The organism is Ignavibacteria bacterium (assembly GCA_016707005.1).
Classification (GTDB): Bacteria; Bacteroidota; Ignavibacteria; order Kapaibacteriales; family Kapaibacteriaceae; genus UBA10438.
In genome coordinates, this window is the sequence record JADJIQ010000003.1 from 1 (window position 1) to 25,428 (window position 25,428).

Annotated in this window: 38 protein-coding genes and 1 pseudogene; 26 read left to right on the top strand and 13 right to left on the bottom strand. The window is 53.1% G+C overall.

Annotated elements, in window-relative coordinates:
• Nucleotides 1–896 precede the first annotated feature (896 nt).
• The 6 genes from IPI29_06430 to IPI29_06455 form a co-directional block, all read right to left on the bottom strand.
• On the bottom strand, nucleotides 897–1,082 hold the full coding sequence (locus IPI29_06430; GenBank protein ID MBK7412174.1) for a hypothetical protein: 186 nt from the start codon (nucleotides 1,080–1,082) through the stop codon (nucleotides 897–899).
• A 142-nt stretch (nucleotides 1,083–1,224) separates the two neighbouring features.
• Nucleotides 1,225–1,488: a hypothetical protein gene (locus tag IPI29_06435; protein ID MBK7412175.1), complete on the bottom strand. Its 264-nt coding sequence runs from the start codon at nucleotides 1,486–1,488 to the stop codon at nucleotides 1,225–1,227.
• A 958-nt stretch (nucleotides 1,489–2,446) separates the two neighbouring features.
• Complete coding sequence (locus IPI29_06440) at nucleotides 2,447–2,650, bottom strand: hypothetical protein (GenBank protein MBK7412176.1); 204 nt, start codon at nucleotides 2,648–2,650, stop codon at nucleotides 2,447–2,449.
• A 139-nt stretch (nucleotides 2,651–2,789) separates the two neighbouring features.
• On the bottom strand, nucleotides 2,790–3,092 hold the full coding sequence (locus tag IPI29_06445; protein MBK7412177.1) for a hypothetical protein: 303 nt from the start codon (nucleotides 3,090–3,092) through the stop codon (nucleotides 2,790–2,792).
• 476 nt (nucleotides 3,093–3,568) lie between these two features.
• The gene (locus tag IPI29_06450; protein ID MBK7412178.1) at nucleotides 3,569–4,198 is read right to left on the bottom strand and encodes a hypothetical protein; all 630 of its coding nucleotides are present in this window, start codon (nucleotides 4,196–4,198) and stop codon (nucleotides 3,569–3,571) included.
• A 397-nt stretch (nucleotides 4,199–4,595) separates the two neighbouring features.
• Entirely contained in the window at nucleotides 4,596–4,871 is a 276-nt protein-coding gene (locus IPI29_06455; GenBank protein ID MBK7412179.1) for a hypothetical protein, read from the bottom strand.
• Between the two features lie 592 nt (nucleotides 4,872–5,463).
• Between IPI29_06455 and IPI29_06460 the strand changes: the two genes are divergently transcribed.
• From IPI29_06460 to IPI29_06480, 5 genes are all read left to right on the top strand, one after another.
• Nucleotides 5,464–5,619, top strand: coding sequence for a hypothetical protein (locus tag IPI29_06460; GenBank protein ID MBK7412180.1), 156 nt, complete (start codon nucleotides 5,464–5,466; stop codon nucleotides 5,617–5,619).
• Nucleotides 5,620–5,675: 56 nt separating this feature from the next.
• Nucleotides 5,676–5,963, top strand: a complete 288-nt coding sequence (locus tag IPI29_06465; protein MBK7412181.1) for a hypothetical protein — start codon at nucleotides 5,676–5,678, stop codon at nucleotides 5,961–5,963.
• A gap of 830 nt (nucleotides 5,964–6,793) precedes the next feature.
• A complete protein-coding gene (locus IPI29_06470) occupies nucleotides 6,794–7,060 on the top strand; it encodes a hypothetical protein (protein MBK7412182.1) in 267 nt (88 codons plus the stop codon).
• A complete protein-coding gene (locus IPI29_06475; GenBank protein ID MBK7412183.1) occupies nucleotides 7,030–7,356 on the top strand; it encodes a hypothetical protein in 327 nt (108 codons plus the stop codon). Before IPI29_06470 ends, IPI29_06475 begins: the two co-directional genes overlap by 31 nt.
• A gap of 214 nt (nucleotides 7,357–7,570) precedes the next feature.
• The gene (locus IPI29_06480) at nucleotides 7,571–8,143 is read left to right on the top strand and encodes an immunoglobulin domain-containing protein (protein ID MBK7412184.1); all 573 of its coding nucleotides are present in this window, start codon (nucleotides 7,571–7,573) and stop codon (nucleotides 8,141–8,143) included.
• 6 nt (nucleotides 8,144–8,149) lie between these two features.
• Here the strand turns inward: IPI29_06480 and IPI29_06485 are convergent.
• Nucleotides 8,150–9,012: pseudogene (locus IPI29_06485) on the bottom strand (sterol desaturase family protein).
• A gap of 229 nt (nucleotides 9,013–9,241) precedes the next feature.
• Between IPI29_06485 and IPI29_06490 the strand changes: the two are divergent.
• The 6 genes from IPI29_06490 (at nucleotide 9,242) to IPI29_06515 (ending at nucleotide 13,305) form a co-directional block, all read left to right on the top strand.
• Entirely contained in the window at nucleotides 9,242–10,021 is a 780-nt protein-coding gene (locus tag IPI29_06490; GenBank protein ID MBK7412185.1) for a VWA domain-containing protein, read from the top strand.
• On the top strand, nucleotides 9,954–10,832 hold the full coding sequence (locus IPI29_06495; GenBank protein MBK7412186.1) for a hypothetical protein: 879 nt from the start codon (nucleotides 9,954–9,956) through the stop codon (nucleotides 10,830–10,832). Before IPI29_06490 ends, IPI29_06495 begins: the two co-directional genes overlap by 68 nt.
• 125 nt (nucleotides 10,833–10,957) lie before the next feature.
• On the top strand, nucleotides 10,958–11,812 hold the full coding sequence (locus tag IPI29_06500; GenBank protein MBK7412187.1) for a hypothetical protein: 855 nt from the start codon (nucleotides 10,958–10,960) through the stop codon (nucleotides 11,810–11,812).
• A gap of 95 nt (nucleotides 11,813–11,907) precedes the next feature.
• Entirely contained in the window at nucleotides 11,908–12,378 is a 471-nt protein-coding gene (locus IPI29_06505) for a hypothetical protein (protein MBK7412188.1), read from the top strand.
• 34 nt (nucleotides 12,379–12,412) lie between these two features.
• Nucleotides 12,413–12,991: a hypothetical protein gene (locus tag IPI29_06510; protein MBK7412189.1), complete on the top strand. Its 579-nt coding sequence runs from the start codon at nucleotides 12,413–12,415 to the stop codon at nucleotides 12,989–12,991.
• Between the two features lie 86 nt (nucleotides 12,992–13,077).
• Nucleotides 13,078–13,305, top strand: coding sequence for a T9SS type A sorting domain-containing protein (locus tag IPI29_06515; GenBank protein ID MBK7412190.1), 228 nt, complete (start codon nucleotides 13,078–13,080; stop codon nucleotides 13,303–13,305).
• On the opposite strand, the gene IPI29_06520 is transcribed toward IPI29_06515, so the two are convergent.
• The 5 genes from IPI29_06520 to IPI29_06540 form a co-directional block, all read right to left on the bottom strand.
• Nucleotides 13,292–13,549, bottom strand: a complete 258-nt coding sequence (locus IPI29_06520) for a rhodanese-like domain-containing protein (GenBank protein ID MBK7412191.1) — start codon at nucleotides 13,547–13,549, stop codon at nucleotides 13,292–13,294. The two genes, IPI29_06515 and IPI29_06520, sit on opposite strands and share 14 nt — an antisense overlap.
• A 137-nt stretch (nucleotides 13,550–13,686) precedes the next feature.
• Nucleotides 13,687–14,013: a rhodanese-like domain-containing protein gene (locus IPI29_06525; GenBank protein ID MBK7412192.1), complete on the bottom strand. Its 327-nt coding sequence runs from the start codon at nucleotides 14,011–14,013 to the stop codon at nucleotides 13,687–13,689.
• Nucleotides 14,014–14,033: 20 nt separating this feature from the next.
• Nucleotides 14,034–14,543: a hypothetical protein gene (locus IPI29_06530; protein MBK7412193.1), complete on the bottom strand. Its 510-nt coding sequence runs from the start codon at nucleotides 14,541–14,543 to the stop codon at nucleotides 14,034–14,036.
• Nucleotides 14,540–14,872, bottom strand: a complete 333-nt coding sequence (locus tag IPI29_06535) for a hypothetical protein (GenBank protein MBK7412194.1) — start codon at nucleotides 14,870–14,872, stop codon at nucleotides 14,540–14,542. The genes IPI29_06530 and IPI29_06535 overlap by 4 nt, the downstream gene beginning before the upstream one ends.
• A 118-nt stretch (nucleotides 14,873–14,990) precedes the next feature.
• A complete protein-coding gene (locus IPI29_06540; protein MBK7412195.1) occupies nucleotides 14,991–15,284 on the bottom strand; it encodes a hypothetical protein in 294 nt (97 codons plus the stop codon).
• Nucleotides 15,285–15,484: 200 nt separating this feature from the next.
• Between IPI29_06540 and IPI29_06545 the strand changes: the two genes are divergently transcribed.
• Nucleotides 15,485–15,853: a hypothetical protein gene (locus tag IPI29_06545; protein ID MBK7412196.1), complete on the top strand. Its 369-nt coding sequence runs from the start codon at nucleotides 15,485–15,487 to the stop codon at nucleotides 15,851–15,853.
• Here IPI29_06545 and IPI29_06550 read toward each other — a convergent pair.
• Complete coding sequence (locus tag IPI29_06550; protein ID MBK7412197.1) at nucleotides 15,843–16,115, bottom strand: hypothetical protein; 273 nt, start codon at nucleotides 16,113–16,115, stop codon at nucleotides 15,843–15,845. The two genes, IPI29_06545 and IPI29_06550, sit on opposite strands and share 11 nt — an antisense overlap.
• 100 nt (nucleotides 16,116–16,215) lie before the next feature.
• Here IPI29_06550 and IPI29_06555 point away from each other — a divergent pair, with 100 nt between their 5' ends.
• The 14 genes from IPI29_06555 to IPI29_06620 all read left to right on the top strand — a co-directional run bounded on the left by IPI29_06555 (nucleotide 16,216) and on the right by IPI29_06620 (nucleotide 24,333).
• Nucleotides 16,216–16,719: a hypothetical protein gene (locus IPI29_06555; GenBank protein ID MBK7412198.1), complete on the top strand. Its 504-nt coding sequence runs from the start codon at nucleotides 16,216–16,218 to the stop codon at nucleotides 16,717–16,719.
• A 5-nt stretch (nucleotides 16,720–16,724) separates the two neighbouring features.
• Nucleotides 16,725–17,993: a hypothetical protein gene (locus IPI29_06560; GenBank protein MBK7412199.1), complete on the top strand. Its 1,269-nt coding sequence runs from the start codon at nucleotides 16,725–16,727 to the stop codon at nucleotides 17,991–17,993.
• Nucleotides 17,962–18,912 carry a hypothetical protein gene (locus IPI29_06565; GenBank protein MBK7412200.1) on the top strand — a complete coding sequence of 317 codons (951 nt, stop codon included), beginning with the start codon at nucleotides 17,962–17,964 and terminating at the stop codon, nucleotides 18,910–18,912. Before IPI29_06560 ends, IPI29_06565 begins: the two co-directional genes overlap by 32 nt.
• On the top strand, nucleotides 18,909–19,634 hold the full coding sequence (locus IPI29_06570; protein ID MBK7412201.1) for a hypothetical protein: 726 nt from the start codon (nucleotides 18,909–18,911) through the stop codon (nucleotides 19,632–19,634). Before IPI29_06565 ends, IPI29_06570 begins: the two co-directional genes overlap by 4 nt.
• Nucleotides 19,635–19,666: 32 nt before the next feature.
• The gene (locus IPI29_06575) at nucleotides 19,667–19,912 is read left to right on the top strand and encodes a hypothetical protein (protein MBK7412202.1); all 246 of its coding nucleotides are present in this window, start codon (nucleotides 19,667–19,669) and stop codon (nucleotides 19,910–19,912) included.
• Entirely contained in the window at nucleotides 19,909–20,712 is an 804-nt protein-coding gene (locus IPI29_06580; protein ID MBK7412203.1) for a hypothetical protein, read from the top strand. The genes IPI29_06575 and IPI29_06580 overlap by 4 nt, the downstream gene beginning before the upstream one ends.
• Entirely contained in the window at nucleotides 20,688–21,215 is a 528-nt protein-coding gene (locus IPI29_06585) for a hypothetical protein (protein ID MBK7412204.1), read from the top strand. Before IPI29_06580 ends, IPI29_06585 begins: the two co-directional genes overlap by 25 nt.
• A 249-nt stretch (nucleotides 21,216–21,464) precedes the next feature.
• Entirely contained in the window at nucleotides 21,465–21,944 is a 480-nt protein-coding gene (locus IPI29_06590; protein MBK7412205.1) for a hypothetical protein, read from the top strand.
• A gap of 39 nt (nucleotides 21,945–21,983) precedes the next feature.
• Nucleotides 21,984–22,349, top strand: a complete 366-nt coding sequence (locus IPI29_06595; protein ID MBK7412206.1) for a hypothetical protein — start codon at nucleotides 21,984–21,986, stop codon at nucleotides 22,347–22,349.
• Nucleotides 22,350–22,356: 7 nt separating this feature from the next.
• A complete protein-coding gene (locus tag IPI29_06600; protein MBK7412207.1) occupies nucleotides 22,357–22,797 on the top strand; it encodes a hypothetical protein in 441 nt (146 codons plus the stop codon).
• 10 nt (nucleotides 22,798–22,807) lie between these two features.
• Nucleotides 22,808–23,227, top strand: a complete 420-nt coding sequence (locus IPI29_06605; protein ID MBK7412208.1) for a hypothetical protein — start codon at nucleotides 22,808–22,810, stop codon at nucleotides 23,225–23,227.
• A complete protein-coding gene (locus IPI29_06610; GenBank protein MBK7412209.1) occupies nucleotides 23,208–23,498 on the top strand; it encodes a hypothetical protein in 291 nt (96 codons plus the stop codon). Before IPI29_06605 ends, IPI29_06610 begins: the two co-directional genes overlap by 20 nt.
• A 188-nt stretch (nucleotides 23,499–23,686) precedes the next feature.
• Nucleotides 23,687–23,929 carry a hypothetical protein gene (locus IPI29_06615; protein MBK7412210.1) on the top strand — a complete coding sequence of 81 codons (243 nt, stop codon included), beginning with the start codon at nucleotides 23,687–23,689 and terminating at the stop codon, nucleotides 23,927–23,929.
• Between the two features lie 161 nt (nucleotides 23,930–24,090).
• Nucleotides 24,091–24,333, top strand: coding sequence for an OmpA family protein (locus tag IPI29_06620; protein MBK7412211.1), 243 nt, complete (start codon nucleotides 24,091–24,093; stop codon nucleotides 24,331–24,333).
• Nucleotides 24,334–25,428 lie beyond the last annotated feature (1,095 nt).

The window sequence follows — 25,428 nt, forward strand, 5'->3', positions numbered from 1 at the left end:
GGTGGTTGCAGAAATTGGCGGTCCAATGATCCACGCCACGTCCGGCACTAGATCTTCAACTGCTATTGTAACAGTGGTAGAACGATCACCACGATTCTTGCAATGGTAATTGAACGGTATCGGGCGTGTCAAGGAGTACAAATATCCGCGGGTGGGTGCGGGATCACCACACTTGCCTGACCGGAGTCTATTCCATTCCAGCGTACGTGCGCTACTTTGCGTTCCAGTGTAGTGCAGGACAACATCTGCTGAATCAACACCCTCAACAATTGCCGCACAGGAAAGGTCGATAGAGGATGTGTCTGTCGATATGCTGTCTGGAAAGCATAAGGATGATAAAGGGGGCATACCAGACGGTTCAGCAACAACACTATCCGCGCAGACGACAGAGGGTCCCAATTATCGATCTTGAAACAGTGCAGGCGGTGGTGAGTTCAATATCTCCCGCATCCCCGTCAAAGAAGACTCAATTCGCGTCGGCCTTGGGCCTACAGTGGAATCGATCGATATACGAAGAGATTGCACGAACGACGTATCACCATCAACAACGATACGTACAGAGTCTGGGAGCAATTCTGCGGTCTCCGGGACCCAACGACCCGTCTTTACCTGTTGTTTGTACCTGTTATAAGGAGGTGTTATCGAGGCTGGCTTTTACCACCCTCACCTGTTTTCGAGGTCATTGACCGAGACGGTGGCGTCTCTTAATTGGACATCATTGGCGATCCTGTTGATACATTACAGGGTTTGCCCGATCCAAAGCAGTATCAGGCGAGAATCAACTTTGGCGAAATCGATATTCGCGGGAGAGGGGCTCCAGCGCAGCATGTAACATTCAGGCATAGCACTCGCAAGTGGTACCACGTTAGGGAAATCATCCCAGCAGGAGGAGATCTCTACGGACGTCCGCATAGCAGGGTTTCGAGGTTGTTTCCAACTGACAGCCATCGAGGTACATCGATTCCAGGAGCCGCTGCATAACATTGCCAGATCTCGAGTGCCGCAAGTCTTTGGAGGAAGAATGAGCACGACTGTCCGTTGCGCTGAAGGCCAGACTGTCTGGCGATAGTAAATGGTCGCAAGCGACCCCGATGTTTTCAATTGCTATACAGATATTGCCTTCTCCATCTATACACAGAGGAACGAACGGTATCGGAATTCGTACTACCGAGATAGGTGGAAGCAATGACCATGGCCGCAGCATCTACGATACTCACAAATCCGTCAGAGGATCCGGATGTCGGACGCGATTACGAGCCTGAGGTCGCGGGTGCGTGCTGGAAGGTTGTCACTCCACCAACGATCACTTCCGGATGGACCCTTTTGCGCATCTATCGGACGAACTTCTGCAGTGCCTTCGACCATGGTTGTACGTACAAGCCCACCACTGATCGACATAACCTGCACGCTCACCTCTGTGGTCTCGCTCTGCTGTAGTTGCTCCGGGAAAGTCAGCACTCTTCGTTGACCCAACAAGCACGAACTCATAATCATCCTATCACCCAATGACACGAACGATCTCATCATCAATAACACCGCCGGTAGCATACTGAACAGATCGGAGGTGCGCAGGCGAGACAAGCAAGAAATCCATCCTCATCCCCACCTGCAATTGCCTGCATAGCGGTTGGTGTTATCTGGTCTTCTCTTCCTTTGTTGTGCCAACTACTACGGATCCATCGCTACGTACCAGGGCATGATTGACGTGGAGGATCTTCTCGAGTGACGATCTGAAGTGACGAGATCAAAGTTGTAGGCGACGGATCAATCCGCATCACAATGATGCGATACACCATCGTCATACCCTCAACTGTTGCCGAGGAAGGAATGAAGTATGGTTTGTGCTAAAGACAACCACGCTACCGTCGGGGTCTGAAGCCACCGTCAGTGCTTGGTCGTCTGCGCTTGTACCCAGATAGGTAGCCGCGATTCGTTCTGTCGCCGCTGATCTTCTCTCGAGCATCACGTCCCTTCCAGCAAGTGCTGTGGCCCGGTATACTCCTGAAGTAGTCGCGACATCCGACGACAATGTTATGCCGATAAAAAACATCGCCGTTTTTTTTGCCGCAACAGAAACATCATAATCTGCTGCGGGGCCTCCTATATGTTCCGTCTGCCGATGTTTGAGCAACGGAGGCCTGAGTACCAACGATCAGATTGATACTCAAAGAGGAGTGCAAAAAAGGCTCTAATCACGTTGGCAAACTACAGCCTTCCTGGAATGCAATGCAGAAGGATCGAGGTTGGTGTTATATGACGTAGTGAATCTCTGAAGCGGAGAATTGGCCGTTCCGTTTGAGGTTCGCCCGTAGTGACGAGGAATTCTTCTTCGTGAGTGGACAAACGATTCGATCAGAGCCCGACGCAGGAACGTTCCACAAGTGTTCCTGGTGGGTGCAAACTGCACTGAAGACAGCGAAGGTTGCCTCACCTGTACGGATGATGATCACTGGTTGACCGTTGTTGTAGGGAGCAAATACCTTCTGGCACCGCCCACGATGGCTAGTTCCGGAATAGTCGTTACATCAACGTCAACTTTGTCACCAGTTGTAGGTGCAGGTGCTACGATCCTACTGTCGGACTCGCACGAGGCAACGATAGCCGTTAGTGCCAGGCCACACAATCCGATCCCAGCACTTCGAAGAGACATTAAGGAACGCTCTTCGATCGACCTGTTGTGATGATGGAAGGCCCATCATTTGTCTCCCGTGTTACCGAAGAGTGAAGCATGGATCTCGATCGATTGACTCACTTTGTCATTGAAGCTCTTTCGACCCTTGATGCCGAAGTCATTCCAAGGCACCGTGAATCGCGCATCGAGCATCACGAGGTCTCCCGATGCGCGAGCCTTGGTTTGCATCACTTGCGCGCACGTAGGTGATGACACCGTTGCCTGTTGCCTTGGTAATGCCATGCGTGGTGAAGTCACCGATGGCAGTTGCCTTGATCGTTGCCTTTGTGCCATCGGTTTGCACCACGAGAGATGTTTCGTAGTTCGCGAACCATACGCCACGTGATCGAGGATGATGTTCAGCATCGAGCCATTCCTCGCCGAGCATATGACCGTCTCGTTTAGACATCCCGGTCTGCATCGTGTTCGTCGTAACCGTGATGGTGCCCGATGTGGCTTCGAGGATTTGCCGGGTCCATCATGAATCCACCTACGATGCCTGAGGCAGAACCTTCGATCTTCTCCGTGGTGCATTGCTTACGAATGTTAGCTCGTTGGTACGAACAGCATTGTTGAGCTTGACTTATCGCTTACCTGAAACACCGACCTTTGCATCCGTGGCAGCATTTGCAGCTGAGAAAGCAAGTGTTGCCACAAGGGCAATGAGGCCACCCGTGCTACTCCAACATGAGCATGACGGCGTCTACGCGCTGGGACGATACCGGCAATGGAAAGCCCATACCTAGAAACCATCCATGGAGCAGCTCAAATGGGAAGCTACGTCCAGCAAGCCCATCCATTGACCAGGCTCATAGGAGGTGGTCCGAACAGTGGTACCGAATAGGGGGTCCAACTCTTCCTTTACCACAGGACGTCCGTCTCGTGAATAGAATAACGTCACCATAGGGAAATGGAGTTTGTGATCCTGGCAGAAGCCATTGCGACGGTGAGTGCAAGACCGATAAGAACCAGTGCTTTCGGGAGCGACATAGTGACCTCTTGGATTGGTTTGAGTTGAAAGTGTTGAGTAGAAGATGTGGATCTGCACATTCCGGCGAGTGGCCTTGTATTGATCAAGCAATTGTGGTGACAACCCGTCTCCACGATGCGGTAGTCTGGCCGTATCTCAAAGGAAGGGTAGAGAAGGAAGACCTGTGCACCGATAACCCATTGTGTTACCGTTGATTCATATGATGAAGGGCTAGGGAGGTTAGGGTTGCCTTTTCGAGCTCGACCTTCTAGGTATACTCCATCGAGAACCTTAACCATCAGGGCAATAATGGAATTGCGTGTATCGGCAAGCCCCGTTGATTTCATCATGAGCACTTCGGCCATGAGTGATACACGGTCTTCAATCCCAACTCCTGCGAAGACCGACGTCATGGTCATAGAACTGGAAGCAAGGACGGAGGTACCAACGTATAATTCGTCATCGCCGTGAATGTTGTGGTCGCTGAGTACCACTCGCCCGCTGTACCCAACGCTTCCCGATGTGACGGGCCGGCCGTTGATGTTGACTTTAGCCATGTTCATCATGTCGAATACGCCGGCAGAGAGACTTAGCCACGTTGGTGTTACGTAGCGTTACCTCAGCACCATACTCGGCATAGTTCAGGGCGATCAATGGATGAGCATATGCCGTGTTGTCCAGCGATCTGACGGATCATCATCAGTGGTCATCGTAGCGAATTCCCATTGAGGGGCTGGAAATGACCTGCGAAGTTGGGGCCAATCCGAAGTAGGCTGCGCGATCACGGATGCTGACCATGACGTTTGTCCATCGTACCGGATGGGGCCTGCATTGCTGTACCCTCGATCGATATCCCCCCGTGAGTGGTGTCAAGCGGCATGCATCGCCACCTGCATTGGGAAAGTCTTGCGCGTGGAGCCTGAATCGATACTTCTGGACGATTGGGCTCTCAGGTCAAAAACAAATGGCAAACGTCTCGTTTGCGGCCAGATTCGTCTGTTGAAGGGGCTCATAAAGTCCCCCAAGCCCCACCGAAGCAGGTTTGATAACACTCTCGTCCATCATCGAATACCACCCAAGCTCATTCCTCAGTCCGGCCCCCTGCTGATTCACGTGGCAGTTTGCACACCGGTTGCCGCTCATGAGGTATACTGCGGTATTGCCAGTACAGCCGGCGCGGATAGGATGAATAAGAGTTCGAAAGCCCCGATGATCTTCACGGTGTTCCACGAGGTGATTGGGTGTTTCGCAGTACATTGACGATCTGGCCTAAGAGTTACATTCGCTAGGTTCTGTAACCTAAATCGGCATTCCCACTTCTTATTGGGTTGGGGTCTGTGCGACCTGATGTCGCGCTTTCATCTCCGGGAGGGTTCTGTTCCGCTTGATATTCCTCATTGCGTTGTTACCAGTAGCGCTGTTCGGAAGTACTATCCCTCACCTGCAAGGTTTCGTTGCGAACCAGGGTCAGTGGCCTTCTGCTGTGCTCTATGGTGCTACAACGTCGAATGTCTCGGTTTTGGATCACAAAAACAGGGATGATCCTTGACCAGATCGGACTGAATGCGGCGGGGACCCGACAGCATCAGGCAGTTACCTTTGACGTGATCGGGCAACGGGCCGTCCAACATTGGACGTAACTCGTCCCGTTTCAGGTCCGTCTGTCTCCATGTTCCGCAAGGGATCGTCGCAACAGCCCTCGCACAGCATCATCGGTAGTGGTCCGTGATGTTCGCCCCCGTGTCCACGTTGAGTATGTCTGGGACAATGGGCTGTTCGTTACAACATCCTTGTTGACCCGGGCACGGCTCTTCCATCACCGTTGTTCCGCGTGACGGGCAGCGATGGACTTACAACAACGGCAGATGGTTTCTCCTGCAAAACCACCCTTGGGGCGATCTCGATGAGCGGCCTTGCTGCCTATTCAACACTCCGGACCGCGAGGCGCAGTGTAATGCCAATTGCAAAGGCTCGGTAGATCCAGTTCGTCTTGGCAGATCGCACAATGGCCGAGGCACTCCACAGTAGACCCAATTGTATCAGCAACTGCCATTCACGGTAGCGGCAAGCAAGTGGTTACGTCAATGGTTCTGGACCGCAGCGGGGAATGTGGTTGTAAGGCAGTTCAACCAATTCATTTTGATATCGAGATCCCATCCGGCGGGGCCCGCCCTATCAGCCAAGCAGGCACTGACGGTTTTGTGGCTTGCTTCACCGGACCTCAAGACGATCCTTGCTTGGTCTATATCACGGGCGACAAGTAACGAAGCTGTTCGATCGATCGCTGTAAGCCCCTTGGAGAACATTTGGGCCAACCGGTGAATCGAATTCCACGGATCTCCTGTGTCAGCTGGCAAGGGCAGCAAGTTCTCAGGGTGTCCTTGATGGGTTTGTGTTCCGCTTCTCTGCGGATCTCAAGACCATCCTCGCTGGTAAGTACTTGGCCCGGCAACAAGAAGAGTCGCCCGCTTGAGGCATCACATCTTAATTTGTCCGGCGACGTGTTGATCTGCGGTCAAACGCGTTCCACAGCGGGAATCTCCGTTGGCGTAATTCGTGATCTTGTACCGAATGGCGGCTGGGATGCCTTTGTCCTAAAATCGAACGCACGGGTTCAGATATTGAGCGCTTCACCTGTTTCCGGCTTAGGCGATGATGCTTTCCACGGCGATCATTGAGACCCACGGCCGGCAATACGGTTGTTGCAGGATGGACGGGATCAATGAGTTTGAGACGTTTCCTGTAAAAACGCGGATATGGGTACCTGATCAAGGACTACTAGTCTGGCGGTCACTATGAGGATGTTGACTCGAATCCGTACGACATGAGGAGAAATAGAATGGCAGTTCGTCCGGATGCCGTGGCTGCGAAGTTCTCATCTGAAGAAGAAGGCATTCTCACGTTTTCGACATACTTCAGTGGTAAGGGAGAAAGAAAGGCACGTCGCGTTCGCAGACAAAGGATAATCGTATCACCATCATTGGTACGGTCTTTCGTCAGACCTCCGCTGCCGGAAGGTAGCTGCATTGTACCCACAACTGGGCCGATGTTTTCATGTTCGAGGCTAAGTTCCAAAGGATGGTCTTAGCCTGACTAGCTGCTCTTATTTTGGAGAGCAATGGTGACGATGATGATGCGGCAGATGCTGTTTGATGCCGCCGGAAACGTCTGATCACCGGATCGACAACCTCAGCGGATCTTCCCCAGGACCGGTTCCGGAACAACGAATGTTTCCCAACGGGGCAGACGAAGGGTTCTTGGCAGTCATCACATCGTCGGAGGTTCTGTATTCAACCGTGTTTGGATGGACCGGCGGTGATATGCCAACGTCTATGGCCCGTGATGCACGCGGTGATGTATTCATCGCCGGTACGACTACTTTTCCACATTGCCTGGTCAAGCCCCCTCTACGAATCTGAATGGCTTCGTTGCGATGGGGTTCAGTACGCTTCTTCGAAACCCACCTGCCGAGACCACGTTTCTGTACTGGTTCTCATTGAATGTCTCTCGGCTAACAGAGGACATTGCGGCTACGTCTACGTATGACGTGGACTACTCAACGGATATGGGCATGACGTGGATGAAGGCTGCCACTGGATTGAAGACAAAGTCCTATTCGTGGACCGTTCCTGCACAGCGTCAGACTCTGGATCTGTTCTACTTCGGGTCTCTTCAACGAATGGACATATGTCGCTCTCTCCTTCACCATACGTAGTGGAATCCGCCCAACGTACGCAACACAACCAAGCTCCGGCACATTCTGTCCCTGGTTCAAACATCACACTTGCACGGAGGTAGTCAGCACAACAGCAACCTATCAGTGGCGCAAGAACGGTACGCCGATCTCTGGTGCAACACAACGGACACTCACGATCTCGTCAGCCCAAACCGCTGATGCGGTTCCTACGACCTCGTAGCAACAAGTGCTTGTGGTGCATCTACAGACCACTGCGATCATCGCCGTTTCCGCTCAACCGATCATTAGCAGCCAGCCGCAATCAGCCAACGTTGCTGATGGCGGATCTGTGACTCTGCGCGTGAAGGCAGATGGCGAAGCTCTTACGTATCAATGGAATCACAATGGTTCTGTGGTATCGGGAGCAACTTCAGACTCTCTCGAGCTAACAGGTCTCACAAAGGCACAAGAAGGCAAGTACCGTTGCGTGATCGGCTCAGCATGCGGCAGCTCAACATCAAATGATGCAACGATCATCGTTGGCACAACATCGATCGATGATGAAGAGACGGCAAACGTACTCTTCATCTCCCCACAACCAGCATCAGATATTGTTACGGTGACAACACCATTCACGATGTCGAGTTCATCGGTGATCAACGTCTACAATGTTGATGGCATCAATGTTGGCCGCCTGTCCGGGATCACGTCCACGTCAGCATCATCGTTCACCCTGTCGCTTGGACACCTGCCAACAGGCGTCTATAGCCTCGTTGTATCAGATGGCAACCATCGCTTCGTCAGCTCTGATGATCTCTCGCGATAAAGGGGCTTATCGTTTGAATGGAGCCACGAGTTGACTCCAAAAAGAATGCGGATACGACTCCACCCCCTCGAAACCGAGGGGGATGTCGCGTCCGCTTTCTGGTATATAGGCCTGACCAAACAACCAGTCCCACAGGCTCAACGATATCCCATAGTTCACGCTCTTCCTGCCAGCAGGTAGATCTTTGGCGTGGTGCCAGATGTGCATCTGGGGTGAGTTAAAGAGGTACTTGAGCGGACCGATCGGCGGCTCGAAGTTGGCGTGATTGATGTGACCGATCGTGAGGGCAAAAATGTGGACGGCAAAGAAGTCCTGCAGCCCAAAGCCAAAGAAGGCAAGCGGGAGGTACTCGATGGTGCGATACACAATGGTCTCCATCCAGTGGTAGCGCAGATGTGCAGCAAAGCCCATCTGTTCAACGCTGTGATGCACCTTGTGAAACTCCATAGTCGTGGCGAAGCATGCAACAGACGGTGCACGTTCCATTGTAAGGAAGTCGCGCGCAACAAAGAGGATCAGCAGTTGCGACCAACCAGGAAGAGCACGAACATCGATCCATTCAAACGATGTGATCCCGGTGATGGCCGTTACCGGAGCGCAGGAAGTGCACAACAACATCGGATACTGCTGCATAGCCGATAAGGAGAACACGAAGAAATTGAAGAACATGTACCACGCGTCAAGCCTGAAGTCTCTGCGGATCTTGGGTTGCCCTTTCTCCACGGCATCACGATCTCCAATGTCCAAACGGCCAGTGAGAGTCCAATGAGCCACCAAGTAGTTGTGCCAGCTTGGCGTGGTGATCTCTGTCAGAGGTAGTTCGCGTAGCTGGAGTACGCGTTAGCCACGATGTTCAGGATGGTATCCATACTGTAAACTACGGCTGAAAAACGAAGACGTCATGTGACCTCGTCACAGTCGGCCGAACACCGTAACTTTCTCCCTCCTCCACGGTCGGAAATCTCGTGCGCCTCAGGTTCATCCTCATCACACTTGTCATGATAGCCCTGGCTTCCCCGGCCCGTGGGCAGTCTGTTGACGCGTTTGGATTGAAGGTTGGACCATGGCCTGCGATGGAGGCCAAACTTTTGGTCACGGATGCCGCAGGCAGGAACACTTCGGCCTACGCTTGCCGACCTTCGGGTATGGGAAGAGGGTGTAGCGGTTCAGAACCTCCGCTTGAACTGCCCACAGCCGGTAGAGATACGTCCGGCATCCATCGCATTGAGCATCGACATCTCCAACTCAATGTCGCGGGACCTACCGCCCGAAGTAATGATCCTTGCCCGCAGCTTCAGTACTGCACTCGTGCGTGGCACAACAATGCCTCCGTCCGATGTGGCGCTTCAAGTTTGCGATGATGCCCCTCGGACGCTTGTTGACTATACAACAAACAAGCAACGACTGGTGGATGTGATCAGCTCTGTAGTACCGCGAGGCGGAAACGATTTCGTCAAACACTTGCTGGACCCAGATGACGGAATTCTCACCATCGCGTCCCGTGGCTCCAATGCACGTTCCGCAGTACTCGTAACCGATGCGTTTTGGGAGTCGATGTCCAGCGATGACGTTGAACGCTCCATCGACATCTGTACACGAAACAACGTTCGGTTCTTTGTGGTAGTGATGACTGAGCGAGGTCTCTCTACCACCGGCATTGTTGAGTCGTTCCGCACCATCGCCGCCGCAACCGGTGGCGGTGTGTTTGAGGGTGTGACAACGGACTCCATGGCTGCAACTCTCGCCGCCTCACTTGCAACCACCATTCAAGGCGCGGAGCCTTGCACCGTTATAGTAGGATGCATGGCCGTTGTGTCCTGCAGCGGATGTTCGGCGCATCACGTATGGTGTGCGTGGGGTGGATACCGTCTCCATTGACTACCCATCGCAGTGGTTCGAAGAACGTCAGCTCACCGTGTCTCCCGACGTAGTCCGCTTCACAACACTTCCGTCCGGCTCAACGGGAACTGCCATCGTCCGCGTAACAGCCCGCAGAGCCCCGGCCACCATCGTTAACGTCCTCTCACCAGATCCCGCATTCACAGTTTCCCCTTCATCATTTACTCTTACGGAGGGATCCTTCATCGATCTCACCGTTACCTATACGTCGGATGGTAGGGGGCTTATCGGTACGCGACTCACACTCGTAGACCCCGCGTGTGAATGGGAGATGCCGGTGATCCGCGTGTCTCGGTCTACATCGCCCGGTGTGTACGATATTGATGTCATAGACCCCAACGGGAAGGAGACATTCCTTGCAGGCTCGGACACTGTGATCACCTGGGTCAGCGGCGATACTACACGTCCGGTAGACGTGGATGTTACGATCGACTACGGCGCGACATGGATACCTGTTGCACGTGGTGTTGTTGGCACCCAGGTTCCGTGGGCACCGATACCGCGTGTAACGAGTGATCGTTGTCTTGCGCGTGTTACGTCAAGTGCTCCGCCCCTTCCCGACTCCCTTCTTGCCTTTGCATATGAATGTACAGCGCTTGATGTAATGGCTGTAGGTCCGGCCACAGCCTGGAGTGGTTCGATCGCCATCGGCACTGCCTATGGATTCTTCGCACGTGGGTCAAGGGGCTATGCACGCATCGATGCCGTTTGGCAACCCACACACGGACACCATCTGCGACGTAGTGGGCGATCCATCCGAACCCTCGAGAGTACTTACCGGCTCCGTTGATGGCACATGTGCTGTTCATGAAGATGTGCTTACGGTTCGAACACTGAACCACGGCTCACCGGTACGTACGAGTACAGTTCGCGGGCAACGGCACCTCGTGTTATACTGCCGGCGACGATGGGCGGATCATTCAATGGAACCATGCAACAGGTGCACAACAACGAGTTGTTGTTTCCCTTAGTTCACCCATTGTTACGATGCGATGTATCGGTTCAGACTCCATCATCGTAGCCACAAGAGATGGGATCACGCGCTGTATCCTCTCATCCGACGGTTCGAATATCTGGCAATTCTCTCTCGGGTCGGATGCCATACGCTCGATCGACGTACATCATTCACATCACAAGATCGCCGTTGGCACGATCAACGGAATGGTCTATACCGTGGACCCATTGAACGGTACAGCCACAACCATTCCTCTTCAAGTATCGGCATCAAACTCGCCGATCGTTGACGTTGCATTCGGGAATGATAACACCAACATCAGTCTCATCCTTGCTGCGTGTGCGGACGGTGAAATGTATTCAACAATACCAAGCACATCAGGTCTTACACCGCTGAGACACTATGATCGTCCGGGACGCTGCGTAGCGCGATACGACGATGTGATCGCACTTGGCTGGAGCGGGTCCATCACAACTTCCTACGTTTCACCCGATCCGTTGTCAGCATCCTTGCTTTCCATCGTTGAGCCCAATGCTAGCATCCGTACAATCGACATGGTAACAGGTATGGTTCCGCCCCCTATCCCTGTGAACAATATCATCGATCGTACCATCACCAGCATTGCATGGCATCCGAATGGGACGTTGCTCTATGCAGCGAGTGGGAACAACCTCTCACTCATCGATGTACCAACTCGTAATGTTGTGTTGCAAACAGATCTCGATGCACCGGCCAACGAAGTTTCCGTCTCACCTCTTGGAACCCAGGTGGTGATCGTTCAGAGCACCAGAACAGAAACCCGTCCAGATCTTTGATGCATCCTCTCTTACTCCGCTCTATGGTGTTGGTGCTTCACTAGGATCCAAATACGCCCCTTCTCATGGACGATTTGCCGGCGCGACAGTGATGCATGCAACATCTTCTGTCTTCGGCGCAGGGATCGTGCGCAGTTTTAGTCCGTCCAGGTCCAACAACCATCTCTGATGTTTCCGATACACTCTTCTCCATCGTGTGGCCGCGAGCAACTGCTCGGAATGTTGACATGGGTAGAGTACGTGTTGCGCAGCGGAAGGACTCAACAGTGGTAGACCTGGTGAGCAACGTAACAGCGTTCAAGCTGCGGGCCGACTCGATCCGAATTCTCGGTGCTAATGCCACGGACTATAGAGTGACCATCGAGAACATTCCCGGTACACTTGGAGCCCCTTCCCTATCCCGAGGAGAGATCACCTTCACTCCGTCAGGACTTGGAACACGCACAGCATTCTGTGAGATCTACGTTGGCCGCGATACGGCGCGGTTCGACATCACCGGAGTTGGTGTAGAGCCGACGTTGGCCTTTGTGCGTCAGCGTATCGATATAGGCACATCTCATCGGTGAAACATTCGATTCAGCCGTGGTGGTGCTGAGAAGCGTGTCGGCCACCCCAACGCAGATCCAACGCATGTGTCTGTTGGATGGGCCAGTGATGCCATTCCGGATCGTGGAAGGGAGCTGGTGTGACATGTGCGGCCCCGTTCACGGCGGTTGCCCGGGCGACAGCATTCGGTTGGTCCTTCGTTTTACACCGTCCTTCATCGGTCGCGTCTCCACCCTCCTCGAAGTAGAGACTGACGATGGACTCGGAACCTATGACGTTACCGTACTCGGAACTGGTATTGGTCCGGTGATCGGTCTGCGCAGTGATTCGGGATATCCCGGAGACAGGCGCCCCTTTACTCTTGAGATGCGGGGTGTGAATGGGATGTTGCAAGGTGGTGCTACCCTTGGCTACGAAGCCGAGTTGACGTTTGAACCATCTGTAGTGGTTGCACAGGCAGGCGAACGCACGGCCAGTGGCAAGGTGATCATGCGCGGCACATGGTCGGGCGCAGATTCGGTGATCGGCACATTGCCTGCCACCATTGTCCTTGGACGTGTTGATTCAACCATCGTAAGCATCGACCGATTTATTTGGTTCGATGAGCAAGGGCTCCTCTCGACCGCGATCTAAAACTTGAGAACGGCGTTTATCGAGTTCTCGGAATCTGCGATGAGAATGGGAATCGGCTCTTTGAACCGGGATCGCAGGCGGCGAGCGTGCGCGTCACCTCATCCGGTGTTGAGATCGATATGAGCCTTCGGCACGATGATGACGTGACGATTGATGTCTTGTCGATGCAAGGGCGAACGATCAAACACCACAAAGAACGAGGTCGATCAGGCCAGTTCACTGTCCCGATCGACCTCATACATGTTGCACATGGCGTCTACATCATCCGTGTGAGCACGTCAACCACGGTGAAGACTGTGATTACTTCGTTGTAGTTGCCAAGCCCGCGGAGGACCCGGCATTGTAACCGCCTGAGACGTTGTAGACGTTTTTGAAGCCCTTCTGCACCATGATGTCCGACGCGCGTGCGCTTCGTCCGCCAACAGCACCGTAGACCACTACCGGTTTGTTCTTATCGAGCTTGGCGATGTTTGCATCGAAGCCGGCATCGTTCACATTGGCCAGCTTTGCGTCCTTGAGATGTCCGGCACGATATTCGTCGGGCGTGCGAACATCCAGACCACTACACCGCCTTTATCGATCATTGTCTTGGCTTCCCGTTACGTTTACATTCTTCCTCGTTTGTCCACATGCAGTGGACGTGAAGAGAACTGCACCAAGAAGCATCACCGGCAGAATCCGCATGATGGAACGCATCATTTGGTCTCCTGTAGTTCTGCCATCAAACGATTCACGGACGTCCACGGACCTCCATTGAAGGCCTTGTAGCCCTTTGACGAGGCCAGACCAGTGGCTGAGCCACTACGTCCGCCCGATGCACAGCAGAAGACGATCGGCTTCGACGTTGGCATTGAACCAAGCTTGTTCGGCAGTTCGTTCAGAGGAACATTCTTTGAGCCGGCAACGTGGCCGCCACTGAATTCAGCAGGTGTGCGCACATCGATGACAATTGCGCCATTACGAAGTGCTTCGGCAACGTCATCGCTGCCTCCACCCATCATGTTTTTGAGAAAGTTGAGCATTTGTTTCCTGTGGTTACTAGTTACAAGTACGAATGTAGGAGGGAGCTGGCCTTTGATTCTGTGACGGAGTCACAAACCTCTCCATGGGCGTGACGGCGGCTCCACAGGAAGTATTTCTCAAAGGCCAGTTTTGCCCAATGGGCTTCCGGACCAGGGATGATAAAGGAATGCTCGCGAGGGCTCAGCATGTGGTCGCCCACAATCATCATACCCATGTTTCCGGTGTCCATGATGCAATACGCGGCCATGTCATCGAACTTCTCAGCCTTCAGTGGAAGCCCCTTGATATCCGCAACGATGTTCTTCACAGCGGTCTTTGCCATTTGTTCTGTTGGCCAGCCGGTCTTTGGAACACCGCATGGAACTTCAGTGTCGATAGGGGGCTGGATGTGGACAGCAACACGGGCAGCAAGGACATTCTTATACGTTGGATGTTGATAGGTATCGTCCACCTCGATGAATCCGTTTGCATTTGCAAGTCCCGGCGTATTGCGAACAGCATCAACACCGAGGAAGCGAGGCATGATCATGGTGAACTTCGATGGATAGAACTCTCCATTCTGCAGTTCCACTCCGTCGGCGCGTATGCTTCCTTGATGACGGAATTGAGCTTATAGTCGATGTGATACATGTTGAACATCCATTCGCACATCTTCTGTGCATTGCCGAAGCCACCGATCCCGAAGTGTGCGGCGAACGGCTCCGCGGTGATGTACGTGATCGGTGCCTTGTCCTTGATGTGGTTCTTTGCCACTTGATAGCGCGTGTTGAAGAGGAACTCATATGCTGCGCCGAAACATGCAGCCCCTGAGCAGAGGCTATCACGATCGGACCCGGGTCTTTGAGGAATTTCGTCCACGCTTCGCGAGTCTTTTGAGCTACGCCCAGACCAACGATTGAGTGAGAGTGCTCTCGGAGTCCGGGGATGTAGTCATAGTCCACCTTTGGACCGGTACCGATCATGATGTAATCATATCTCACGGTTCATGGTCCATGATCATGACAAGGTTGGCATCGAGGTCGAACCGTTCCACTTCCGCCTCGATGAAATTGATGTTGTGGGCCTTGTAGATAGGGCGCACATCGAACGTGATATCCTTTTCTTCGCGGAGTCCGAACGGATACCATATGAGCGAAGGGAAGAAGAGAAACTTGTGGGTATTGGCGATCACCGTTACATCGTAGTTGTCGCCTACGAGTTCCTTGAGTTCGATCGCAGCGGTATATCCGGCGAAGTTCGTGCCAATGATGGCTATCTGTTTGCGTTCCATTGAGTCCTCCTAGGTTGAATCACTGAATGCAACTTCGGGGGTTCACCTAAGCATATATGACCAAAGTCACATTTCGGACACACCTCTCCGATATTATTGTTCGGTCATTTGGTTGCGTTATTCTACGTACAAGGCTAGGTTTGCCGTCTAAATCTGGGCCGCCATAGGGGCAGAGCCCTGTAAATCTATGAGGGATCATCATGGAAGTATCATACTTCTTCCGTCGTACGTTTGCCGTAATCGTCGCATTTCTCCTAGTTGGAACTGCCGTAGCTCAGATACCGCGAACGATCTCCTACCAAGGTCTTTTAACAACAGCCGCCAACGATCCGGTAGCGGACGGACAGCAAACGTTAACGTTTGCGATCTACGATGCTCCGACTGGAGGAACGGCACTCTGGACTGAGGTGCAGAACACCACAACGTTGCAGGGAGTGTTCGACGTTACGTTGGGATCTGTTACGCCCCTTACCCTTTCCTTTGACAGACCCTATTATTTGGGGATCACGCTTCAGGGAAATCCTGAGTATGCGCCTCGCATTGGACTGGCGTCAGCTCCTATGCTCTAACAGCGCAAAGAGCACTGACTGCGACAACAGCCACATCCCCTCGATCCAAGCGCCACCGGTGCGGTTCTGTCATTGAACGGATTGCAGGGTATTGTATCGATCCAGGGTCAGGGGCTACCACGGTAAGCGCCACAGGACAAACGATCACCATTACCTCCACCGATGATGGTATCAAGACGCTCACAAATACTGATGGAACGATCGGCATCACGTCTCCGTCAGGGCCAAACACTACGATCGGCATCAATGACGGCTCGATCACTCAAGCGAAGCTTGGTCCGGGAATCACTGTTCCTCCAAGTGGTGCGGCCGGAGGCGACCTTACCGGCACCTATCCCGACCCACAGATCAGAGATGGTGCAGTGACGACCGCGAAGATCGCCGATGGTGCTATCACCACACCAAAAGTCACCGATGGGGCGATCACAACGCCAAAGCTTGCCGATGGATCGATCACTACACCGAAGCTCACTGATGATGCGATAACGACGTCGAAGATCGCAGACGGAAACGTGACAACATCGAAACTGGCGGATGCTGCTGTTACCAACTCCAAACTGGCCGATGGTTCAGTGACGTCATCGAAGATCGTAGATGGTTCTGTTGGAACCACGAAGCTCGCCGATGGTGCTGTTACCACGCAGAAGCTCAATGCAACCGGTGTTGGTGCCGGATCATACGGGTCGACAACAGAAGTAGCAACGTTCACCGTCGATCCATCCGGACGACTCACTCAGGCGGGTAACGTCACAATTGCCGGGACACTTCCTGGCGGCGCTGCCGGTGGTGATCTAGTCGGCACCTATCCCAATCCATCGGTTCGTGACTCCGCGATCACAACGCCGAAGCTTGGTTCGTCAGTGTGACAACGGTGAAGATCGCTGACGGCGCTGTGACGACGTCGAAGATCGCTGATGGTTCGATCACGACCCTACAGCTCGTTGACCTGAGCGTTACGACATTCAAGCTTGCCGACAACGCTGTTACAACAGTGAAGATCACTGATGGCGCCGTAACGTCGCAGAAGATGAGCAATACCGGTGTTACCCCGGGACTCTACGGATCGCAGACATCCGTTGGACAATTCTCCGTTGATGCCGCCGGACGCGTAACGGTTGCACAGAACCTCTCCATCATTGGTGTTCCACCGGGCGGCACTGCGGGTGGCGACCTCACGGGACTGTACCCGAATCCAACCATCGCCAACAACGTTGTTACGTCACAGAAGATGAGCAACACCGGCGTCACGGCTGGTTCCTTTGGAACGGCAACAAGCGTCAGTCAGATCACTGTTGATGCCGCCGGACGGATCACCACGGCTGCGAACGTTCCGATCGTAGGTGTACCACCGGGCGGTAGTGCTGGCGGTGACCTCACAGGCACGTATCCGAACCCAACCATTGCAAACAACGCCGTTACGACACTCAAGATCGCTGATGGCGCTGTTACAACACCGAAGCTACTTGATGGTGCTGTTACATCACTGAAGATGAGCAACACCGGCGTCACGGCTGGGTCCTATGGCACAGCAACAAGCGTAAGTCAGATCAGCGTGGATGCAGCCGGACGGATCACTACAGCAACGAACGTTCCTATCGTTGGTGTACCACCTGGCGGTGCTGCCGGCGGAGACCTTACGGGTACATATCCTAATCCGTCGATCACGAACGACGCAGTTACAACACTGAAGATCGCTGATGGCGCTGTTACAACACCGAAACTTGTTGATGGCGCTGTTACTACATCGAAGCTTGCAGACGGATCGGTAACAACGATCAAACTTGCTGATGCTTCTGTGACAACGCCGAAGCTTGCAGACGGTGCCGTTACCTCGCAGAAGATGAGCAACACCGGCGTCTCGGTTGGTTCGTATGGCACAGCTACGAGCGTAAGCCAGATCAGCGTGGATGCAGCCGGACGGATCACTACAGCAACGAACGTTCCTATCGTTGGTGTACCACCTGGCGGTGCTGCCGGCGGAGACCTTACGGGAACATATCCTAATCCAACGATCGCGAACGACGTTGTTACGACATTGAAGATCGCAGATGGCTCTGTGACAACGCCAAAGCTCGTTGATGGCGCTGTGACAACATCGAAGCTTGCCGATGCTTCTGTTACCAACGATCAAGCTTGCTGATGCTTCCGTCACGACGCTAAAACTTGCTGATGCTTCTGTGACAACGCCGAAGCTTGCAGACGGTGCCGTTACGTCGCAAAAGATGAGCAACACCGGCGTCACGGCTGGGTCCTATGGCACAGCAACAAGCGTAAGTCAGATCAGCGTGGATGCAGCCGGACGGATCACTACAGCAACGAACGTTCCTGGCCTAGGTGTACCACCAGGCGGTGCTGCCGGCGGTGACCTTACGGGTACATATCCTAATCCGTCGATCACGAACGACGCAGTTACAACACTGAAGATCGCTGATGGTGCTGTTACTGCATCGAAGCTTGCAGACGGATCGGTAACAACGATCAAACTTGCTGATGCTTCTGTGACAACGCCGAAGCTTGCAGACGGTGCCGTTACCTCGCAGAAGATGAGCAACACCGGCGTCTCGGTTGGTTCGTATGGCACAGCTACGAGCGTAAGCCAGATCAGCGTGGATGCAGCCGGACGGATCACTACAGCAACGAACGTTCCTATCGTTGGTGTACCACCTGGCGGTGTTGCCGGCGGAGACCTTACGGGAACATATCCTAATCCGGCCATCCTGAACAACGCCGTTACGACGCTGAAACTCGCTGATGGCGCCGTTACATCACAGAAGATGAGCAACACCGGAGTCTCTGTCGGTTCATATGGCACAGCTACAAGCGTAAGCCAGATCAGCGTGGATGCTGCAGGTCGTATCACTACAGCAACGAATATTCCTATTGTAGGTGTACCACCGGGCGGCGCTGCCGGCGGTGATCTCGCAGTACCTATCCGAATCCAACAGTTGCTGCAGGGGCCGGCACGAACATCATCACAGCAATTAACGATGGATCAACAACCGGCACTCTCGCTATCAATCGAGGTGGAACGGGTGCGGCCACAGCGAACGCAGCATTGAACAATCTTCTTCCTACGCAAACAGGAAATGCCGGCCGGACACTTGTAACGGACGGAACAAATACATCGTGGCAAACAGCTGGCACTCTAAGCGGAAACGGTTCAGCCCAACAGATCGCATGGTGGAGAACACCAACATCACTCGGTGGGAACAGTAATCTGTTCTACGACACAACCAACGCCCGAGTTGGTATCAGCAATCCTGCTCCAGCCTATCCGCTCTCGTTCACAAATCTCATTGGACCAAAGATCAGCTTGTGGCGTGACGATGTCTCAGGTTCAACCTATGGATTCTCAATGGCAGGATCTACACTGCAGATCCACGCAGGATTCAACTACGACGACATCTCATTCGGCAACATGCACAATGGCACGTATTCTGAAGTGGCACGCATGAATAATGAAGCCGCCAGCTTTGTTCCTCGATTTCAATTGATGAAGGATGCGACTCCTGTTGCCTCGCCGTTTGAACAACATCTCGAGTTGTTTTCAATCAACACCAGCAACGCCCAGAACATGAATCGGATTCGTTTTTCATCAATCGAGCCAATACTGGGGTTACATCGGCTACCATGCGTTCTCCACGAATGGAAGAGGGAGTATGTCTTTGAGAGTCTCAATAACGGCGGAGCCACACTTCATGCCTCCGGAGGACTCATCCTCAACGCCTACACTCCGGGAGGATGGCTCACCAACAACAGCACAAGGTCAGATTTACTTTGATAATGCTCAGCAGAAGTTCCTTGTCTCCGAGAATGGATCGGCATTTACTCCTCTGCTCAATGGCTCAACAGGTCTGCTCTACAATACATCGTCAGCTCAGGCAACCGCTAGCACCGCGTACCAACTTTCTCTTCAACGTTGCTTACGCTGCAGCTGCGCCGGATGCAGCTGCCAGTGGCGCTGTGATCACGTCATCTGCTGGTGCAGCCGGCAATCTCAATGCAACTGCACTCACTCTTGTTGCAACGGCAAAGGAACAGGCACAGCAACAGCATTGAATGCAACCGGTAACATCAATATCCAGAACGCCAATTCATACCGCATCGGCGGCGAAACATTCCTCTCGAGAGGTCCTTCCGGCGGCGGAGATAACGTCTTTGTTGGAAACACTACCAATACAACGAACACTGGGTTCTTTGGGACATTTGTTGGAACAGGTGCGGGTACGTCCCGAAGTGGACGGAAACTGGAATACAGCTGTTGGTACTCGATCCGCACGTTACAACACAACGGGCGACGGAAACACCTACGTTGGAACGGCCTCTGGCGAAGCCAAGCTAGGCTAACAACTGGAAGTAACAATACCTTTATGGGTGCTTTTGCAGCCTTCCTCTTGACCACAGGGAACAACAATACTGGTATTGGTATTCTCGCCGTGAATGATCTTGCAGACGGAAGCAACAATACCGCACTCGGTGCCTATGCCGGACAGAATGTTTCGTCAGCATCACAGAACACACTCATAGGCGCAAACGCCGGTAATGCGATCGTCACTGAAGCCGGCAATACCCTTATTGGCTATAATGCTCAAGTGCCTGCCGGTGTCTCCAACTCAACTGCCATTGGACAACGTGCGTATGCCTCAGGCAACGATGTGCTTGTCCTCGGAGCAACTGCCGGTGTAAACGGGCTGCAACGTCAGCAAAGGTCGGCATCAACAACACAAATCCTCAAGCCCCCCTCTCTTTTGCAAACAACGTCGGTCAAAAGATCAGTCTGTGGCATAACAGCGGAACAGGTTCTACGTATGGATTCACCATTGCTGCAAGCACCTTGCAGATCCACGCCGGAGAGCTGAACGACGACATTTCGTTTGGCCACTTTGGCGGCGGAGTATACAATGAACTTGGGCGCTTCAACACGGACGCTACAGGCGTGCTAAGCGCAAGATTGGTGCTCTACAAGAACGCAACGGACCAAGCCGGCGCGAACAATTTTGAACAGCATCTAGATCTCTACTCAAACAACACCGGGAACTCTCAAGATCTGGTGAGACTACGATTCTCTCATGATAATCAGTATTGGGGCTTCCTCGGATATCATGCGTTCTCACAGAATGGTCGCGGAGAGTTTCTCTTCCATGGTCTGAACGGTCAGGGGGCTTCGATACGCGCCACAGGAGCACTCATCCTTACAGGATACTCCCAGGGCGGATGGGTAACGCCAACAGCCGGCCAGGGACAACTCTACTTCGATAATGGACTCAACCGTTTCCAAGTTTCCGAGAATGGCGCAACGTTTCGCAACATTGTAAACTCGACCACGGCCCGGTCCATCCTAACGCTTTACTGTTGCTGTTGATCCGCCAAACATCGGCGCAGGAGCCGCCGCAAATATCGATCTCCCGGTAGCCGGAGCGGTCGTTGGAGATGTTGTTTCTGTTTCCCCGGATGCAGAACTCCTCGATGGACTCGTTATCGCAAGTGCTCGTGTCAGTGCCGCCGGATTTGTGCGCCTTCGTGTATTCAATGCAACAGGTGGAGCTCTCGACCAAGCCAATGTGACATTCAATGTGTCGCTGGTGCAACAATGATATTTAACCGAAGAGGGTTGCACTCCTTCATATGTGCCATCCTTCTGCTCTGTGCATCACTCCCGATGCACGCCCAACAGCTTCAACGAAGCGTGGTTGGTAGCGGAGGTGCGCGTGTCACTACATCCACATCTGCGCTTCGAGGTACCGTTGGACAAACGTCTACCGGACGTGTTGCGTCTGGATCGTCCAAGCACAACATTGGATTCTGGTATCGGAGTTCAACCGGTGGCACCACAGTGGCTGTACCGAATAGAGAGGCGAGATCGGATCCACAACTTCTGTGCAGATCCTTCTTACACTCGTCGAAAGGACTCGTTTACCTTATGGACCGCGGCTTCATTATCAAGCTGCGATACAATGCAACAGTACTCGTCAACAAAAGCCCCTTCCCTTGTGAACGAGACGGTGATGATTTGTCCTCCACGATCACAGGCACCGTGCAGAGACAGTGTAGCCGTGTTGGCGGAGATCCCTTTTCTTGTCACATTGGGTAATGCTGAACGCACGGATCTGATCCTTGATAGCGTTGGTGGGTGGGAGCATCATCGATCATTACCGACAAGCGGGATGGTGTGTTTCAAGCACTGGGAATCTGCAAGGACGGGGACACAGTTCGCCTCATCAAACGTGGTCCATCTGCTGGGATCACGGGTGTTTCACCAATGCCGGTGCGCTCCGCAGCAACCATCAAGACCGTTCTCATCGAGCGTGGTCCAACGCGCATGATCCTCATCGACGCAATTGGCCGGGAGATCGCCACCGTGTTTGATGAAGGTGACGCGATGCCGGGCAACCGCGATGTGGACATGAACGTCAGCAACGTTGCTTCCGGTTCGTACTACCTCGTACTCATGACGCCCAACGAGCTCTTCTCCCTTCCATTCATGATCAGCAAGTGAGAGGCGCATGAACTACACATCAGCGCTTCTTCTTTGCGCACTCTGTTCGATCATTGTTTGTGAGACGGCTGCCCAACAAGCAGATGTCCCATTCGACTCAACACCTTACCGTGAACGGTCTGTAGGTGCATATGGCAGTGTTGGTCTGAACATGCATTCAGCAGATATCAAGGGGCTCCCAGGGATCCCTAGTTGCTGCCCAACGTATAGTACCGGAACAGGGTTTGGGTTCTCTGTTGGTGGACTCTACGATCATGTGTTCTCACCATCGTTGAGCCTGCTTGGACGCGTTGGACTCATGGGTGCAGGGGGAACTCTCACTGCAACCGAGAATACACTGATCAACACTGATGGATCAGAGGTACAAGGAACGTTCGTTCACACGCTGAACACGTCTCGTTTGTTTGGCGACCATAGAGCCCCTTCTCCAATTGCGGGTGGCTGGTGATCTCAGCGCGATGATCGGACCATCCATCGGTTTTGGGCTGACTACCTCGTTTGATCAGGAGGAGCGGATCGAGTCGCCATCTGATGCAACCTTTGAAAACGGTCAGAAGACACGATTTGTCTACAGCGGATCCATTCCTGATGCCGCATCGTTCTTTGCGGGAGTAGTTCTGGGGATACGGTATGAACTTCCGATGAAGTCTGACAAGTCCATGTCCATCGTCCCGGAACTCACCTACACACTCGGTCTCACCAGCCTGCAATCAAGTCAAGATTGGGGCATGGGTTCAATACGTGCCGGTGTGTCTGTGCAATGGAACACGTGGATCACACCAACACCGCCACCACCGCCACCGCCACCACCACCACACTCCACCACCGCCACCGCCACCGGTCTTGCCGGTTCTAGCTGTGAGCGGGATCAGCGTTGATCTGATCGATGCAAGCGGACAGAAGATCAAGGACAGCGTCATCACGGTGACGAATATTGTGTCCACGAATCTCTATGCGTTGTTGAACTATGTGTTCTTCGACGATTCGAGCTCAACGATCCCTGCGCGTTACCGTCAGTTCTCCGGAGCAGAAGCTGATGCATTCGACATCAAGAGTCTGAATGGGGCTGGCACCATGCCGATCTACTATCAGATGTTGAACATCGTTGGACTTAAGCTCGGAGTACGCCTTCAGCCAGCCTCACCTTGATCGGAGTTTGCAGCAACAACACCGGAGGTGAGAAGGGCAATACAGCGTTGTCGAGATCACGCGCAGAGAATGTTAAAGTACTTCGTTGATGATGGGAATCTCCCCATCGTCTGACCGTAAAAAGAGCGCAACCTCCCCGAGTTCCGTCGAACACTGCATCACAGGACGGCATTGAAGAGAACCGTCGCGTGGAGATCGTTGCAAATGACAAGTCGATCCTGGAACCATTGTTCTTTACCGACACAACGCACTTCAGTGCGCCTATCGTGCGGTTCAATCAGAACATACGTTCAGAGGCAGGTGTACAACGCTGGGACATCATAGCACGTCAGGGCAACAAGGATCTCAAGACATTCGCGGATCAGGTTCAGATGTCGAATCTTCGTTGGATTGGAATCTTGGCAGTGAATTGGGATCGTTCCTGCTTCTGATGAGCCAATTCGGTACACGATCAAGGTTGTAGACAAGGACGGGCAACGAGAGACACTGTCGGTAGCGAGATCGATGTTAAGCAGGTCGTCCACCAAGGACAAGCGTATCGAAGTTCACTCCTCATCATCTTCGGATTCAACGAATCTGAATTCACGGATGCATGAACGGATCATCGCCGTCATCAAGGCGGATCGCTGCCAACTCGACCGTAACTGTGGAAGGTCACACAGACCGTTCGGGTGAAGCCGAATACAATCAGAAGCTATCTCAACGTCGGGCAGATGCAACGGCAAGCCGACTCAAGGTCCCTGCAGACCGTGCAAAAGGTTTCGGCAGCTCAGATCTTCTCTACGACAACGCAACACCCGAAGGCCGACTCTACTGCCTTACGGTGCCGATCTGAATGGAACACCGTTGGAGTAGGCCTCAAGTGAACAACCAGACAACTCGGCTGAAAACACTTGGGCCGTTGACTATCCCAGATCGGGTATCAGCAGCTCTTGTCGATAGTTAAGTTGGTAGATCTGTTTTGATAGATAAGGGCGAGTGGTGATAATCAAATTTATCGTCACTTTGGTGTCATCGGGAAGCCTCCTTGTCGTGGGATAGCTCGCGCAGAAGCTGGAGAGCGTCAAGAACGATCGTAGTCGTCAAGGGGCCTGGAAGATCTGGCTAACCCGTAGTCTGGAGGAGAGTACAGATTCCCTCATGACAGCCCCCCTACTATAGATTTGTCACCTACACAGATGGAGAAGAGTCAGGCCCCTTTTGGATCACTACCGAAGTGGTTCTGTGTACCGGAAGGGCAGACTGATTCGTATTGGTAAACGAGCAGTGCGGATGGGATGGTGGAAGTGTATAGAGAATCAGGTTCTCTTGAAGCGCGCAGAAACATACTACCGAGGCAATACTTTTTGGACTATATATACCAAGAGTATGCGATCTCCGGGTGCTGCATAATGCTTGAGGGCGGGTTCGATGATTATAGACGCGTAGGCATTTTGGACAACATTTTTATGAGACTGGGCAGGTCAAATCAAGGGGAATTCGCCGTAGACAACAATCAGGACGGAGAGTGGGTAGCGTTCTCCGGATGATGGACGGGTAAAGAAAGGAAACCACGCCCTGTATTCCGATGAAGAAGCTTTAGTTGACTGCAGGCCCGCACTACTGGACCTCTGCGAAAAAAGACACAATCCTCGGACCGTATCACGGATTGTGCATTACGATACTGGGAGCAGGCTCTTTTGCTCCATCTATACATCGATGGGTCCCGCGTCCCTTCTTGGCGGGCTGGACTGCATATGGCCCGATGTCGAATTGCTTGGATTCAAGAAATGCGTCACTGTCATTTCCAACATCTCGATGGGACACTGAGATCTATCAGAGCGCCGGGAAGTACCGGACGCATCGTTTATCAAGATTGCATTCAGAAGATCGCCAGGTTTTGCACACGAACAATACACTGCAACTGCTGCTGACTCGTTTGAATCCGGTT